The sequence below is a fragment of the Streptomyces sp. NPDC012827 genome (assembly GCF_042900905.1).
Taxonomy (GTDB): domain Bacteria; phylum Actinomycetota; class Actinomycetes; order Streptomycetales; family Streptomycetaceae; genus Streptomyces; species Streptomyces gulbargensis.
In genome coordinates this window covers 186451-199581 of the sequence record NZ_JBIBBY010000004.1, presented here as the reverse complement: position 1 = coordinate 199581, position 13131 = coordinate 186451, and the positions used below count along the sequence as shown (strand labels likewise).

Annotated in this window: 21 protein-coding genes; 20 read left to right on the top strand and 1 reads right to left on the bottom strand. The window is 67.7% G+C overall.

Annotated elements, in window-relative coordinates; genetic code table 11:
* The first annotated feature begins 40 nt into the window (after positions 1–40).
* The 20 genes from rplN to truA all read left to right on the top strand — a co-directional run bounded on the left by rplN (position 41) and on the right by truA (position 12129).
* Positions 41–409, top strand: coding sequence for a 50S ribosomal protein L14 (gene rplN / locus ACFY60_RS10295; protein WP_003956455.1), 369 nt, complete (start codon positions 41–43; stop codon positions 407–409).
* 2 nt (positions 410–411) lie between these two features.
* Positions 412–723 (top strand): 50S ribosomal protein L24, encoded by a 312-nt coding sequence (rplX, locus tag ACFY60_RS10290; protein ID WP_128985129.1) that lies wholly within the window; start codon positions 412–414, stop codon positions 721–723.
* Positions 720–1277, top strand: a complete 558-nt coding sequence (gene rplE / locus ACFY60_RS10285; RefSeq protein ID WP_345279013.1) for a 50S ribosomal protein L5 — start codon at positions 720–722, stop codon at positions 1275–1277. The genes rplX and rplE overlap by 4 nt, the downstream gene beginning before the upstream one ends.
* A gap of 5 nt (positions 1278–1282) precedes the next feature.
* Positions 1283–1468 carry a type Z 30S ribosomal protein S14 gene (locus tag ACFY60_RS10280; RefSeq protein ID WP_003956452.1) on the top strand — a complete coding sequence of 62 codons (186 nt, stop codon included), beginning with the start codon at positions 1283–1285 and terminating at the stop codon, positions 1466–1468.
* A gap of 206 nt (positions 1469–1674) precedes the next feature.
* Entirely contained in the window at positions 1675–2073 is a 399-nt protein-coding gene (gene rpsH, locus ACFY60_RS10275; protein ID WP_006347222.1) for a 30S ribosomal protein S8, read from the top strand.
* A gap of 21 nt (positions 2074–2094) precedes the next feature.
* Complete coding sequence (gene rplF, locus ACFY60_RS10270; RefSeq protein WP_031076678.1) at positions 2095–2634, top strand: 50S ribosomal protein L6; 540 nt, start codon at positions 2095–2097, stop codon at positions 2632–2634.
* Positions 2635–2637: 3 nt separating this feature from the next.
* On the top strand, positions 2638–3021 hold the full coding sequence (rplR, locus tag ACFY60_RS10265) for a 50S ribosomal protein L18 (RefSeq protein WP_352059610.1): 384 nt from the start codon (positions 2638–2640) through the stop codon (positions 3019–3021).
* A gap of 69 nt (positions 3022–3090) precedes the next feature.
* Positions 3091–3696, top strand: coding sequence for a 30S ribosomal protein S5 (gene rpsE / locus ACFY60_RS10260; RefSeq protein ID WP_030201551.1), 606 nt, complete (start codon positions 3091–3093; stop codon positions 3694–3696).
* On the top strand, positions 3696–3878 hold the full coding sequence (rpmD, locus tag ACFY60_RS10255) for a 50S ribosomal protein L30 (protein ID WP_388610768.1): 183 nt from the start codon (positions 3696–3698) through the stop codon (positions 3876–3878). The genes rpsE and rpmD overlap by 1 nt, the downstream gene beginning before the upstream one ends.
* A gap of 1 nt (position 3879) precedes the next feature.
* Positions 3880–4335 carry a 50S ribosomal protein L15 gene (rplO, locus tag ACFY60_RS10250; protein ID WP_352059611.1) on the top strand — a complete coding sequence of 152 codons (456 nt, stop codon included), beginning with the start codon at positions 3880–3882 and terminating at the stop codon, positions 4333–4335.
* A 499-nt stretch (positions 4336–4834) separates the two neighbouring features.
* On the top strand, positions 4835–6154 hold the full coding sequence (secY, locus tag ACFY60_RS10245) for a preprotein translocase subunit SecY (RefSeq protein ID WP_345278541.1): 1320 nt from the start codon (positions 4835–4837) through the stop codon (positions 6152–6154).
* Positions 6154–6801 carry an adenylate kinase gene (locus ACFY60_RS10240; RefSeq protein ID WP_388610771.1) on the top strand — a complete coding sequence of 216 codons (648 nt, stop codon included), beginning with the start codon at positions 6154–6156 and terminating at the stop codon, positions 6799–6801. Before secY ends, ACFY60_RS10240 begins: the two co-directional genes overlap by 1 nt.
* A gap of 96 nt (positions 6802–6897) precedes the next feature.
* A complete protein-coding gene (map, locus tag ACFY60_RS10235; protein ID WP_388610773.1) occupies positions 6898–7749 on the top strand; it encodes a type I methionyl aminopeptidase in 852 nt (283 codons plus the stop codon).
* Positions 7750–7921: 172 nt separating this feature from the next.
* Positions 7922–8143, top strand: a complete 222-nt coding sequence (gene infA / locus ACFY60_RS10230) for a translation initiation factor IF-1 (protein ID WP_003956442.1) — start codon at positions 7922–7924, stop codon at positions 8141–8143.
* A gap of 62 nt (positions 8144–8205) precedes the next feature.
* On the top strand, positions 8206–8319 hold the full coding sequence (gene rpmJ / locus ACFY60_RS10225; protein WP_003956441.1) for a 50S ribosomal protein L36: 114 nt from the start codon (positions 8206–8208) through the stop codon (positions 8317–8319).
* 187 nt (positions 8320–8506) lie between these two features.
* Positions 8507–8887 (top strand): 30S ribosomal protein S13, encoded by a 381-nt coding sequence (gene rpsM / locus ACFY60_RS10220; RefSeq protein ID WP_015035595.1) that lies wholly within the window; start codon positions 8507–8509, stop codon positions 8885–8887.
* A 62-nt stretch (positions 8888–8949) separates the two neighbouring features.
* Complete coding sequence (gene rpsK / locus ACFY60_RS10215; RefSeq protein ID WP_003956432.1) at positions 8950–9354, top strand: 30S ribosomal protein S11; 405 nt, start codon at positions 8950–8952, stop codon at positions 9352–9354.
* A 156-nt stretch (positions 9355–9510) separates the two neighbouring features.
* Positions 9511–10533, top strand: a complete 1023-nt coding sequence (locus ACFY60_RS10210; protein ID WP_003966937.1) for a DNA-directed RNA polymerase subunit alpha — start codon at positions 9511–9513, stop codon at positions 10531–10533.
* Positions 10534–10692: 159 nt separating this feature from the next.
* Positions 10693–11190 carry a 50S ribosomal protein L17 gene (gene rplQ, locus ACFY60_RS10205; RefSeq protein WP_309053760.1) on the top strand — a complete coding sequence of 166 codons (498 nt, stop codon included), beginning with the start codon at positions 10693–10695 and terminating at the stop codon, positions 11188–11190.
* 81 nt (positions 11191–11271) lie between these two features.
* Entirely contained in the window at positions 11272–12129 is an 858-nt protein-coding gene (gene truA / locus ACFY60_RS10200) for a tRNA pseudouridine(38-40) synthase TruA (RefSeq protein ID WP_388610775.1), read from the top strand.
* Here the strand turns inward: truA and ACFY60_RS10195 are convergent.
* Positions 12100–13077, bottom strand: coding sequence for a hypothetical protein (locus ACFY60_RS10195; RefSeq protein ID WP_388610777.1), 978 nt, complete (start codon positions 13075–13077; stop codon positions 12100–12102). The genes truA and ACFY60_RS10195 overlap by 30 nt on opposite strands.
* Positions 13078–13131: the final 54 nt, after the last annotated feature.

The following is a 13131-nucleotide window of genomic DNA, read 5'->3' as shown; positions in this document are numbered from 1 at the left end:
CTGCCCCTGCCGGGAACCGGCAGACAATCAGGAGATAGACGTGATCCAGCAGGAGTCGCGACTTCGCGTCGCCGACAACACTGGTGCCAAGGAGATCCTTTGCATCCGTGTTCTCGGTGGCTCGGGTCGCCGCTACGCGGGCATCGGTGACGTCATTGTCGCCACCGTCAAGGACGCGATCCCCGGTGGCAACGTGAAGAAGGGTGACGTCGTCAAGGCGGTCATCGTTCGCACCGTCAAGGAGCGCCGCCGCCAGGACGGCTCGTACATCCGCTTCGACGAGAACGCCGCCGTCATTCTGAAGAACGACGGCGACCCTCGCGGCACCCGTATCTTCGGCCCCGTCGGCCGTGAGCTGCGCGAGAAGAAGTTCATGAAGATCATCTCGCTCGCGCCGGAGGTGCTGTAAGCATGAAGATCAAGAAGGGCGACCTGGTCCAGGTCATCACCGGTAAGGACAAGGGCAAGCAGGGCAAGGTCATCGCGGCCTTCCCCGCCGAGTCCCGCGTCCTCGTCGAGGGTGTCAACCGGGTCAAGAAGCACACCAAGGCCGGCCCGAACCAGGCCGGCGGCATCGTGACGACCGAGGCTCCGGTCCACGTCTCCAACGTCCAGCTGGTCGTGGAGAAGGACGGCAAGAAGGTCGTCACGCGTGTCGGTTACCGCTTCGACGACGAGGGCAACAAGATCCGCGTTGCCAAGCGGACGGGTGAGGACATCTGATGGCTACCACCACTCCGCGTCTCAAGACGAAGTACCGCGAGGAGATCGCGGGCAAGCTGCGTGAGGAGTTCTCGTACGAGAACGTCATGCAGATCCCCGGCCTCGTGAAGATCGTGGTCAACATGGGTGTCGGCGACGCCGCCCGTGACTCGAAGCTGATCGAGGGCGCCATCCGCGACCTCACCACGATCACCGGTCAGAAGCCGGCCGTCACCAAGGCCCGCAAGTCCATCGCGCAGTTCAAGCTGCGCGAGGGTCAGCCGATCGGTGCGCACGTCACCCTCCGTGGCGACCGCATGTGGGAGTTCCTGGACCGCACCCTGTCGCTCGCGCTTCCGCGCATCCGCGACTTCCGTGGTCTGTCCCCCAAGCAGTTCGACGGCCGGGGCAACTACACCTTCGGTCTCACGGAGCAGGTCATGTTCCACGAGATCGACCAGGACAAGATCGACCGTGTCCGGGGTATGGACATCACCGTGGTCACCACGGCGACCAATGACGACGAGGGCCGTGCCCTTCTGCGTCACCTCGGCTTCCCGTTCAAGGAGGCGTAAGCGAGATGGCGAAGAAGGCTCTCATCGCGAAGGCTGCCCGCAAGCCCAAGTTCGGTGTGCGTGCGTACACCCGCTGCCAGCGCTGCGGACGTCCCCACTCCGTGTACCGCAAGTTCGGCCTGTGCCGCGTGTGCCTTCGTGAGATGGCTCACCGTGGCGAGCTGCCGGGCGTGACCAAGAGCTCCTGGTAATCCCCTACTTGGGATAACCGGAGTCTCTCGGTAAGGATTGGGTCGGCGGAGGCCCACCCCCTGATGGCTTAGGCTAGTGGGGTTGGGCGTCCGCCGCCCGTACGACTTACTACGCCGTAGGTCCCCGCGCCGCACCCGTCCCGCCCCTGTGTGGGGAGAGGGATGGCGCACTGGAAACCCCGGCGAGAGAGGCCGAAGGCCAATTCATGACCATGACTGATCCGATCGCAGACATGCTCACGCGTCTGCGTAACGCGAACTCGGCGTACCACGACTCCGTGACGATGCCGCACAGCAAGATCAAGTCTCACATCGCGGAAATCCTCCAGCAGGAGGGCTTCATCACGGGCTGGAAGGTCGAGGACGCCGAGGTCGGCAAGAACCTCGTTCTCGAGCTCAAGTTCGGTCCGAACCGTGAGCGCTCCATCGCGGGCATCAAGCGGATCTCGAAGCCGGGCCTCCGGGTTTACGCGAAGTCCACCAACCTGCCGAAGGTCCTCGGCGGCCTGGGCGTGGCGATCATCTCCACGTCCCACGGTCTCCTGACCGGCCAGCAGGCGCAGAAGAAGGGCGTGGGTGGGGAAGTCCTCGCCTACGTCTGGTAGTCGGGAACGGAGGAAAAGCCAATGTCGCGTATCGGCAAGCTCCCCATCACGGTTCCCGCCGGCGTGGACGTCACCATCGAGGGCCGCACGGTCACGGTCAAGGGTTCCAAGGGCACCCTGACCCACACCGTCGCCGCGCCGATCGAGATCGTGAAGGGTGAGGACGGCGTTCTCAACGTCACCCGCCCCAACGACGAGCGTCAGAACAAGGCCCTGCACGGCCTGTCCCGCACGCTGGTGGCCAACATGATCACCGGTGTGACCCAGGGGTACACGAAGGCGCTCGAGATCAGCGGTGTCGGTTACCGCGTCGCCGCGAAGGGCTCCAACCTGGAGTTCCAGCTCGGTTACAGCCACCCGATCCTGGTGGAGGCCCCCGAGGGCATCTCCTTCAAGGTCGAGTCGCCGACCAAGTTCTCGGTCGAGGGCATCGACAAGCAGAAGGTCGGCGAGGTCGCCGCGAACATCCGCAAGCTTCGTAAGCCCGACCCGTACAAGGCCAAGGGCGTGAAGTACGCGGGCGAGGTCATCCGCCGCAAGGTCGGAAAGGCTGGTAAGTAAGCCATGGCATACGGCGTGAAGATTGCCAAGGGCAAGGCCTACAAGGGCGCTGCTCTGAAGCGTCGCCACATCCGCATCCGCAAGAAGGTCTCGGGAACGGCGGAGCGTCCGCGCCTCGTCGTCACCCGGTCCAACCGCGGCATCACCGCTCAGGTCATCGACGACCTCAAGGGTCACACCCTGGCGTCGGCGTCCACCCTGGACGCGTCCATCCGCGGCGGCGAAGGCGACAAGTCGGCGAAGGCGAAGCAGGTCGGCCAGCTCGTGGCCGAGCGTGCCAAGGCCGCCGGCGTCGAGGCTGTCGTGTTCGACCGTGGCGGCAACCAGTACGCCGGGCGCATCGCCGCCCTGGCGGACGCCGCCCGCGAAGCCGGCCTGAAGTTCTAAGCCGCCCGTCGCGGTAGCGACTGTGTCGCTACCGCGTAGCTCAGCGGAAAACGAAGAGAGGTAATTCCAATGGCTGGACCCCAGCGCCGCGGAAGCGGTGCCGGTGGCGGCGAGCGGCGGGACCGGAAGGGCCGTGACGGCGGCGCAGCTGCCGCCGAGAAGACCGCTTACGTTGAGCGCGTTGTCGCGATCAACCGTGTCGCCAAGGTTGTGAAGGGTGGTCGTCGCTTCAGCTTCACCGCGCTGGTCGTGGTGGGCGACGGTGACGGCACCGTGGGTGTCGGTTACGGCAAGGCGAAGGAGGTGCCGGCCGCCATCGCCAAGGGTGTGGAGGAGGCCAAGAAGCACTTCTTCAAGGTCCCCCGTATCCAGGGCACCATCCCGCACCCCATCCAGGGTGAGAAGGCCGCGGGCGTCGTCCTGCTGAAGCCTGCTTCCCCCGGTACCGGTGTGATCGCCGGTGGCCCGGTGCGCGCCGTCCTGGAGTGCGCCGGCGTTCACGACATCCTGTCGAAGTCGCTCGGCTCCGACAACGCGATCAACATCGTGCACGCGACCGTGGAGGCCCTCAAGGGTCTGCAGCGTCCCGAGGAGATCGCGGCCCGCCGTGGTCTGCCGCTCGAGGACGTCGCCCCCGCGGCTCTGCTCCGTGCGCGTGCTGGGGCGGGTGCGTAATGGCCCGCCTCCAGATCACGCAGACGAAGTCGTACATCGGCAGCAAGCAGAACCACCGCGACACCCTGCGTTCCCTTGGTCTCAAGGGCATCAACACGCAGGTCGTCAAGGAGGACCGCCCCGAGTTCCGCGGCATGGTGCACACCGTCCGCCACCTCGTGACGGTCGAGGAGGTCGACTGACATGGCGGAGAACAACCCGCTGAAGGTCCACAACCTCCGTCCCGCCCCGGGCGCCAAGACCGCCAAGACCCGTGTGGGTCGTGGTGAGGCGTCGAAGGGTAAGACGGCCGGTCGTGGTACGAAGGGCACGAAGGCCCGCTACCAGGTTCCGGAGCGCTTCGAGGGTGGGCAGATGCCCCTCCACATGCGTCTCCCGAAGCTGAAGGGCTTCAAGAACCCCTTCCGCACCGAGTACCAGGTCGTGAACCTGGACAAGCTGGCTTCGCTCTACCCGCAGGGTGGCGAGGTCACGGTGGCCGACCTGGTCGCCAAGGGTGCCGTGCGCAAGAACCAGCTCGTCAAGGTCCTGGGCCAGGGCGAGGTCTCCGTGGCGCTGCAGGTGACGGTCGACGCCGTCTCCGGCTCCGCCAAGGAGAAGATCACCGCCGCCGGCGGCACGGTCACCGAGCTCGTCTGAGACGACTCGAGGGCCTGAGCAGAACAAAAGCCTGGCCGCTACTCCCTCGGAGTGGCGGCCAGGCTTTTCTGCGTTCCCGGGCGCTGCCGGGACCAGGCCGGCCGAGGAGATGAGCCCGGCCTTGAGGCCGGCTCTCCGTCCCGAGCGGGAGAGCACCCGGGGGCGCGTGCTGCGAAGGCGCAGGCCGAGGCGCCTCGATCTCCACGACGGCGGCTCCTGCGACGGGCGGCCCGTGCGGTGGAATCGGTGGCCGGAGCCACGGCCGACGGCGCCGGCGGGAGAGCCGCGGCACAGCGGAAGCCGCGGCCGTCGCCCCGCGTGCGGCTCTGCGACCTGATGGAGACATTTCCGCTGGACTCAGCAGCCGGGTATGGTATCCGCTGTTAGCGTTCCGGGCAGTCTGTGGTAGGTGCACAGAACTGCCTTCTTGTGTACCTGCTCATCATCCATAACTGACCGTTGCCCTCACGCGCGCTACGCGGGGGTCGCAGGAGGCACCGTGCTCACCGCGTTCGCCCGGGCGTTCAAGACGCCCGACCTGCGCAAGAAGCTGCTCTTCACGCTCGGCATCATCGTCCTGTACCGCCTCGGGGCCCACATCCCGGTGCCCGGCGTCAGCTACGAGGCCGTCCAGCAGTGCGTCAAGCAGGCCAGCGAGGGCGACAGCAGCCTGTTCGGCCTGATGCAGATGTTCAGCGGCGGCGCGCTGCTGCAGATCACCATCTTCGCGCTCGGCATCATGCCGTACATCACGGCGAGCATCATCTTGCAGCTGCTGACCGTCGTCATCCCGCGACTCGAAGCCCTCAAGAAGGAGGGACAGTCCGGTACCGCCAAGATCACGCAGTACACCCGGTACCTGACGATCGCCCTCGCGGTGCTTCAGGGCACCGGCCTCGTCGCCACCGCCAAGAGCGGTGCGCTGTTCAGCGGCTGCGCCGTGGCCGACCAGGTCGTGCCGAATCCGTCGATCTTCACGATCACGACCATGGTCATCACCATGACCGCCGGTACCGCACTCGTCATGTGGCTCGGTGAGCTGATCACCGACCGTGGCGTCGGCAACGGCATGTCGATCCTGATGTTCATCTCGATCGCCGCCGGCTTCCCCGGGGCCCTGTGGGCCATCAAGGAGAGCGGCGACATGGCCAACGGCTGGATCGAGTTCGGCATCGTGATCCTCGTGGGCTTCGTGATGGTGGCCCTCGTGGTCTTCGTCGAGCAGGCCCAGCGGCGCATCCCGGTCCAGTACGCGAAGCGCATGATCGGCCGGCGCTCCTACGGCGGTACGTCCACGTACATCCCGCTGAAGGTGAACCAGGCCGGTGTGATTCCTGTCATCTTCGCGTCGTCGCTGCTCTACATCCCGGCCCTGATCGCGCAGTTCTCCAACTCCACCGCGGGCTGGAAGACCTGGATCGAAGCCCACTTCGTCAAGGGTGACCACCCCTACTACATCGCCACGTACTTCCTCCTGATCGTGTTCTTCGCCTTCTTCTACGTGGCGATCTCGTTCAACCCCGAAGAAGTCGCCGACAACATGAAGAAGTATGGTGGCTTCATCCCGGGTATCCGGGCTGGTCGACCTACTGCCGAGTACCTGAGCTACGTGCTCAACCGGATCACTTGGCCGGGCTCGCTGTACTTGGGTCTGATCGCTCTTGTGCCGACGATGGCGTTGGCAGGCTTCGGTGGCGCCAATGCCAACTTCCCCTTCGGTGGGACGAGCATCCTCATCATCGTGGGTGTGGGGCTGGAGACCGTGAAGCAGATCGAGAGCCAGCTCCAGCAGCGCAATTACGAAGGGTTCCTCCGCTGATGCGAATCGTCCTCGTCGGACCGCCCGGTGCGGGCAAGGGCACGCAGGCTGCGTACCTCGCCAAGAACCTGGGCATCCCGCACATCTCTACGGGCGACCTGTTCCGTGCCAACATCTCGCAGGGCACGCCGCTGGGCGTAGAGGCGCAGTCGTACATGAAGGCCGGCCAGCTCGTGCCGGACTCCGTGACGATCGGGATGGCCGAGGACCGCATGCGCCAGGCGGACGCCGCGGGCGGCTTCCTGCTCGACGGGTTCCCGCGGAACGTGGCCCAGGCCGAGGCCCTGGACGCGTTCCTCAAGGACACCGGCATCGCGCTGGACGCGGTCCTGGACCTCGAGGTCCCCGAGGACGAGGTCGTGAAGCGGATCGCGGGTCGCCGCATCTGCCGCAAGGACTCCGCGCACGTCTTCCACGTGACGTACAACGCTCCGAAGAGCGAGGGCGTCTGCGACGTCTGCGGCGGCGAGCTGTACCAGCGCGACGACGACACGGAGGAGACCGTCCGCAAGCGCCTGTCGGTCTACCACACGGAGACCGAGCCGATCATCGACTACTACCGGGCGCAGGACCTGGTCGAGACGATCTCGGCGCTCGGCAAGGTGGACGAGGTCACCACCAAGGCGATGGCCGCGCTCGAGAAGTAACCCTGGTTCGTTCGATACGGCCGCGGTGCCCGGGAGGGCACCGCGGCCGTATCGTTGTTTCCGACCCCGTACGCGCAAGGAAAGGCCCCCGCCACGATGGTGCAGATCAAGACCCCCGAGCAGATCGCGAAGATGCGCGAGGCGGGGCTGGTCGTCGCGGCCATCCACGCGGCGACGCGCGAGGCGGCGGTGCCGGGCGCCACCACCCGGGACCTGGACGAGGTCGCGCGGAAGGTGATCGCCGACCACGGGGCGAAGTCGAACTTCCTCGGGTACGGCGGGTTCCCCGCGACGATCTGCACCTCGGTGAACGAGGTCGTCGTCCACGGCATCCCGGACGAGAAGACCGTCCTGAAGGACGGCGACATCATCTCCATCGACTGCGGCGCGATCGTCGACGGCTGGCACGGCGACGCCGCGTACACGGCCTTCGTCGGCACCGGCCACGCGCCGGAGCTGATCGAGCTGTCGCGGGTGACCGAGGAGTCGATGTGGGCCGGCATCGCGGCCATGAAGCTCGGCAATCGCCTGGTCGACATCTCGAAGGCGATCGAGACGTACATCAAGCGCCAGCCGCGCCCGGCGGTCGGTGACCACAGCCTGGGCCGCTACGGGATCATCGAGGACTACGGCGGCCACGGCATCGGCACCGAGATGCACATGGACCCGCACCTGCTGAACTACGTCTCGCGCAAGCGCGGCAAGGGCCCGAAGCTGGTCCCCGGCTTCTGCCTGGCGATCGAGCCGATGGTCTCCCTGGGCACCCCGCGCACGGAGGTCCTGGAGGACGACTGGACGGTCATCACGACCGACGGCACCTGGTCCTCGCACTGGGAGCACAGCGTCGCCCTCACCGAGGAGGGGCCGCTGGTCCTCACCGCGGTCGACGGCGGCAAGGCGAAGCTGGCCGAGCTGGGCGTGACGGCGGCACCGGACCCGCTCGGCTAGACGCCTCAGGTCCGGCGTGGCTCCTTGCGTAAGGATCTTCCGGGGTGGGCAAACTTCCCGGATTCGTCTTTTCCGAAGCGCTGACGTAGACTGATGCGTCGGCTCTCGTGTACCCGTGTGTCCGCACCGGGGATCGGGAGTCGATCAAGGTAGCCGATTCGAAAGGCGAAGCGTGGCCAAGAAGCAAGGTGCCATCGAGATCGAGGGCACCGTGATCGAGTCCCTGCCGAACGCGATGTTCAAGGTGGAGCTCCAGAACGGTCACAAGGTCCTCGCGCACATCTCCGGCAAGATGCGCATGCACTACATCCGTATCCTGCCGGACGACCGGGTCGTCGTGGAGCTGTCTCCCTACGACCTGACGCGTGGCCGGATCGTCTACCGCTACAAGTAGATCTTGCCCGCACCCCGCCTCCGGCGCGGGTGGTGGCACTGACCCGGAGAACCTCACATCCCATGAAGGTCAAGCCGAGCGTCAAGAAGATCTGCGACAAGTGCAAGGTGATCCGCCGTCACGGCCGGGTCATGGTCATCTGCGACAACCTGCGCCACAAGCAGCGCCAGGGCTGACGCACGCCGACCGACCTGCCTTCCGCAGTTCTTCGCGCGACGCGAGCAAACGTACATACGCAGAGCCCGTCCGGCCGTGAACCACGGCTGACGGCACCTCCGGCGGGGGCCGGGGACCCGACCTGTACCTCATACGGCAGTCGGGAGCGGTTCTGCGGCAGACCCCCGAGAACACAGGAGCCATTGAATGGCACGCGTTTCCGGTGTTGACATCCCGCGCGAAAAGCGTGTGGTGGTCGCACTCACCTACGTCTTCGGTATCGGGCGCACCCGGTCCGAGGAGATCCTCGCCGCCACCGGCGTGAACCCGTCCACCCGTGTCCGCGACCTTGCCGAGGAAGACCTCGTCAAGATCCGCGAGTACGTGGACGCCAACCTCCAGACCGAGGGTGACCTCCGCCGTGAGATCGCGGCCGACATCCGCCGCAAGGTCGAGATCGGCTGCTACCAGGGTCTGCGCCACCGTCGTGGCCTGCCCGTCCGCGGTCAGCGCACCAGCACGAACGCTCGTACCCGCAAGGGCCCGCGTCGCGCCATCGCCGGTAAGAAGAAGCCGGGCAAGAAGTAGTCCTCAGCGGACTTGACCACGGTCTTCGCTGTAGGACCGACCACCTCCCGTAGGAGTTATAGATGCCCCCCAAGGGTCGTCAGGGCGCTGCCAAGAAGGTGCGCCGCAAGGAAAAGAAGAACGTCGCTCACGGCCACGCGCACATCAAGAGCACGTTCAACAACACGATCGTCTCCATCACGGACCCCTCGGGCAACGTGATCTCCTGGGCCTCCGCCGGCCACGTCGGCTTCAAGGGCTCGCGCAAGTCCACCCCCTTCGCCGCGCAGATGGCCGCCGAGTCGGCCGCCCGCCGCGCGCAGGAGCACGGCATGCGCAAGGTCGACGTCTTCGTCAAGGGTCCCGGCTCCGGCCGTGAGACCGCGATCCGCTCCCTCCAGGCCACCGGCCTCGAGGTCGGCTCGATCCAGGACGTCACCCCCACGCCGCACAACGGCTGCCGTCCCCCCAAGCGCCGCCGCGTCTGACGCGCCGCCTGCTTGACCTGGGGTTCCGGGCGGTGCGCCCCCTTTCGGGGCGTGCCGCCCGTACCCTTGCAGTACGCAGTACCGCAGCGCCGCGGCCGTACCTGCCGCACCCCGTCGGGCGTCAAATAGTGGGCGTCCACGACTGAAGGAACACACATGCTTATCGCTCAGCGTCCGTCGCTGACCGAAGAGGTCGTCGACGAGTTCCGCTCCCGGTTCGTGATCGAGCCGCTGGAGCCGGGCTTCGGTTACACCCTCGGCAACAGCCTCCGCCGTACCCTCCTCTCCTCGATCCCGGGTGCCGCTGTCACCAGCATCCGCATCGACGGTGTCCTGCACGAGTTCACCACCGTGCCGGGCGTCAAGGAGGACGTCACCGACCTCATCCTCAACATCAAGCAGCTGGTCGTCTCCTCGGAGCACGACGAGCCGGTCGTGATGTACCTGCGCAAGCAGGGCCCCGGTCTGGTGACCGCCGCCGACATCGCGCCCCCGGCCGGTGTCGAGGTGCACAACCCGGACCTCGTCCTCGCCACGCTCAACGGCAAGGGCAAGCTGGAGATGGAGCTGACCGTCGAGCGCGGCCGCGGCTACGTCTCCGCCGTCCAGAACAAGCAGGTGGGCCAGGAGATCGGCCGTATCCCGGTCGACTCGATCTACTCGCCCGTCCTCAAGGTCACCTACAAGGTCGAGGCGACCCGAGTCGAGCAGCGCACCGACTTCGACAAGCTCATCGTCGACGTCGAGACCAAGCAGGCCATGCGCCCGCGCGACGCCATGGCGTCCGCCGGCAAGACCCTGGTCGAGCTGTTCGGTCTCGCCCGCGAGCTGAACATCGACGCCGAGGGCATCGACATGGGTCCGTCCCCGACGGACGCCGCCCTCGCCGCCGACCTGGCGCTGCCGATCGAGGAGCTCGAGCTCACGGTCCGCTCCTACAACTGCCTCAAGCGTGAGGGCATCCACTCCGTGGGTGAGCTCGTGGCGCGCTCCGAGGCCGACCTGCTCGACATCCGCAACTTTGGTGCGAAGTCGATCGACGAGGTCAAGGCGAAGCTGGCCGGCATGGGCCTGGCCCTCAAGGACAGCCCGCCCGGATTCGACCCGACCGCCGCCGCCGACGCCTTCGGTGCCGACGACGACGCGGACGCCGGGTTCGTCGAGACCGAGCAGTACTGAGCTCGGACCGACGGTCCAGATGTGACTGCCGACCGGTTCCGGCCGGTCGTGCGGTTCCCCCGCGCCCCTGAGGGGCGCGGGTCTCCGACGGGCGACCGCCCGCTCGGATACTGACTCCGGTACCTGACACGGCCGGGGCAGACACCAAGGAGAAACACCATGCCGCGTCCCGCCAAGGGTGCCCGTCTCGGCGGCTCCGCCGCGCACGAGAAGCTGCTCCTCGCCAACCTGGCGAAGTCGCTCTTCGAGCACGGCCGCATCACGACGACCGAGGCCAAGGCCCGCCGCCTGCGTCCGGTCGCCGAGCGCCTGATCACCAAGGCGAAGAAGGGCGACATCCACAACCGTCGCCTGGTGCTGCAGACGATCACCGACAAGGGCATCGTCCACACCCTCTTCACCGAGATCGCGCCGCGCTACGCGGAGCGTCCGGGTGGCTACACCCGCATCACCAAGATCGGCAACCGTCGTGGCGACAACGCCCCGATGGCCGTGATCGAGCTGGTCGAGGGCGAGATCGCCAAGAAGGCCACCGTCGCCGAGGCCGAGGCCGCCACCAAGCGCGCCGTCAAGGAGGCCGACGAGGCCCCCAAGGCCGAGGAGACCAAGGCCGACGACGCCGCCGAGGCGCCGGCCGAGGAGTCGAAGGACGCCTGAGCGTCCTGAGAGCCTTCGCGAGCGGGCCCGTACCCCTGAGGGGTGCGGGCCCGCTCCCGTGCGTCTGAGAGGATTTACGGCGTGAGTGATGACGTGCAGCCCGGGTTCGTACGGGTACGGCTGGACCTTTCGTACGACGGCCGGGAGTTCTCCGGCTGGGCCAAGCAGGCCCGCGGGCAGCGGACCGTACAGGGCGAGATCGAGGACGCCCTGCGGACGGTGACCCGGGCCAGGGAGACGTACGAGCTGACCGTCGCCGGCCGGACCGACGCGGGGGTGCACGCCCGCGGGCAGGTCGCCCACGTCGACCTCCCCGCCGAGCTGTGGGAGGAGCACCGGGAGAAGCTGCTGCGGCGGCTCGCCGGACGCCTCTCGCACGATGTGCGGATCTGGTCCGTGGCCGAGGCCCCGGAGGGCTTCAACGCCCGGTTCTCCGCGATCTGGCGCCGCTACGCCTACCGCGTCACCGACAACCCCGGCGGCGTCGACCCGCTGCTGCGCGGGCACGTCCTGTGGCACGACTGGGCGCTCGACATGGACGCCATGAACGAGGCCGCCACGGCCCTCGTCGGTGAGCACGACTTCGCCGCGTACTGCAAGAAGCGCGAGGGCGCCACCACCATCCGCACCCTCCAGGAACTGCGCTGGGAGCGGCGTCCCGACGGCATCCTCGAAGCGACCGTGAAGGCCGACGCCTTCTGCCACAACATGGTCCGCTCGCTCGTCGGCGCGCTCCTCTTCGTCGGCGACGGGCACCGGCCGGTGGAATGGCCGGGCAAGGTGCTGGCCGCCGGTGTGCGGGACTCGGCCGTGCACGTCGTCCGGCCGCACGGACTCACCCTCGAAGAGGTCGGCTACCCGGCGGACGACCAGCTCGCCGCCCGGAACAAGGAGGCCCGCAACAAGCGGTCACTCCCCGGGAGCGTTGGCTGCTGCTGAGGCCTGCGCCCGGCCGCGGGCGTAGATCTGGTTGAAGGCGAAGGTGCCCAGGTCGATGCTGACCCGGTAGATCGGCTGGTCGGCCGGGGTGACCTTCTTGCCGTTCGTGAAGCCGGCCTGGGTGAAGTACGCGTAGCGGCCCACCGAGTTCGAGCGGCGCAGGCAGACCGTGGCGCGGCAGAACTCCTTCACGCCCGCGCCCGCCAGCGGGGCGATGCCGCCCTTGGCCTGCTTCACCTTGAGGGCCGCGGCCTCCGAGGGGAGGACGGCCACGCCGACGGTCACCGCCACGCCGTCCTGGACGTAGGTGGCGCGCAGGACGCGCAGGCAGCCGTTGTCCTTGAGGGATGCGGCGAGCGCGCCCTGGGCGACCGTCGCGCAGTTCGTCGTGGAGGCGGTCGCGCCCTTGGTGTAGGGCCGGCCGTTCATGGTGAGCTTCTTGCCCGGGAAGAGGCCCTCGGCGCTGAGCGGGGCCGTGTCCTTCTTCGGGTCGGTGATGTAGTCCTTCGGGTTCGGCGGGGGCGGCGGCGCCACCGAGGAGAAGGTCGGCTCCGGCGTGGGCGAGCCGGTGGGGGGCACGGAGACGGTCGGGACGCCGCCGTTCTTGGCCTCGTCGTTCTTCTTGTTCGTGGTGACGACGGCGGTCGCGACGATCGCGCCGACGGCCAGCGTGGCCACGATCCCGCCGCCGATCATCAGCCGCCGCCTGCGCCGGCCGCGGGCGGCCGAGGCCTCGGCGAGCGCGCTCCAGTCGGGGGCGTCACCGCCCTGCGCGCCCGGGAAGGGGTTCGGCGGCTGCTGCTCCCAGGGCGGCCGCTGGTGCCCGTAGCCGCCCTGCTGCCCGTACCCCTGCGCCGGCGGCTGCCCGTACCCCTGCTGACCCGGTTGCGGCGGCTGCTGACCCGGCTGCTGCGGCTCGTGCGGCCACTGCGGTCCCCCAAAGCTCATGCCGCGCATCCTAAACCGGTTGGGGAAGGCGGCGGCGGGCGGCGACAATGCACC

Excerpts from the sequence above, each read along its gene's own strand:
- rplR (WP_352059610.1), top strand. The coding sequence starts at position 2,638 with ATGGCATACGGCGTGAAGATTGCCAAGGGCAAGGCCTACAAGGGCGCT.
- rpsE (WP_030201551.1), top strand. The coding sequence starts at position 3,091 with ATGGCTGGACCCCAGCGCCGCGGAAGCGGTGCCGGTGGCGGCGAGCGG.
- map (WP_388610773.1), top strand. The coding sequence starts at position 6,898 with ATGGTGCAGATCAAGACCCCCGAGCAGATCGCGAAGATGCGCGAGGCG.
- ACFY60_RS10195 (WP_388610777.1), bottom strand. The coding sequence starts at position 13,077 with ATGAGCTTTGGGGGACCGCAGTGGCCGCACGAGCCGCAGCAGCCGGGT.
- ACFY60_RS10280 (WP_003956452.1), top strand. The coding sequence starts at position 1,283 with ATGGCGAAGAAGGCTCTCATCGCGAAGGCTGCCCGCAAGCCCAAGTTC.
- rplQ (WP_309053760.1), top strand. The coding sequence starts at position 10,693 with ATGCCGCGTCCCGCCAAGGGTGCCCGTCTCGGCGGCTCCGCCGCGCAC.
- ACFY60_RS10210 (WP_003966937.1), top strand. The coding sequence starts at position 9,511 with ATGCTTATCGCTCAGCGTCCGTCGCTGACCGAAGAGGTCGTCGACGAG.
- rpsH (WP_006347222.1), top strand. The coding sequence starts at position 1,675 with ATGACCATGACTGATCCGATCGCAGACATGCTCACGCGTCTGCGTAAC.
- rpsM (WP_015035595.1), top strand. The coding sequence starts at position 8,507 with ATGGCACGCGTTTCCGGTGTTGACATCCCGCGCGAAAAGCGTGTGGTG.
- rplF (WP_031076678.1), top strand. The coding sequence starts at position 2,095 with ATGTCGCGTATCGGCAAGCTCCCCATCACGGTTCCCGCCGGCGTGGAC.
- rplO (WP_352059611.1), top strand. The coding sequence starts at position 3,880 with ATGGCGGAGAACAACCCGCTGAAGGTCCACAACCTCCGTCCCGCCCCG.
- rplX (WP_128985129.1), top strand. The coding sequence starts at position 412 with ATGAAGATCAAGAAGGGCGACCTGGTCCAGGTCATCACCGGTAAGGAC.
- rpmJ (WP_003956441.1), top strand. The coding sequence starts at position 8,206 with ATGAAGGTCAAGCCGAGCGTCAAGAAGATCTGCGACAAGTGCAAGGTG.
- rpmD (WP_388610768.1), top strand. The coding sequence starts at position 3,696 with ATGGCCCGCCTCCAGATCACGCAGACGAAGTCGTACATCGGCAGCAAG.
- ACFY60_RS10240 (WP_388610771.1), top strand. The coding sequence starts at position 6,154 with ATGCGAATCGTCCTCGTCGGACCGCCCGGTGCGGGCAAGGGCACGCAG.
- rpsK (WP_003956432.1), top strand. The coding sequence starts at position 8,950 with ATGCCCCCCAAGGGTCGTCAGGGCGCTGCCAAGAAGGTGCGCCGCAAG.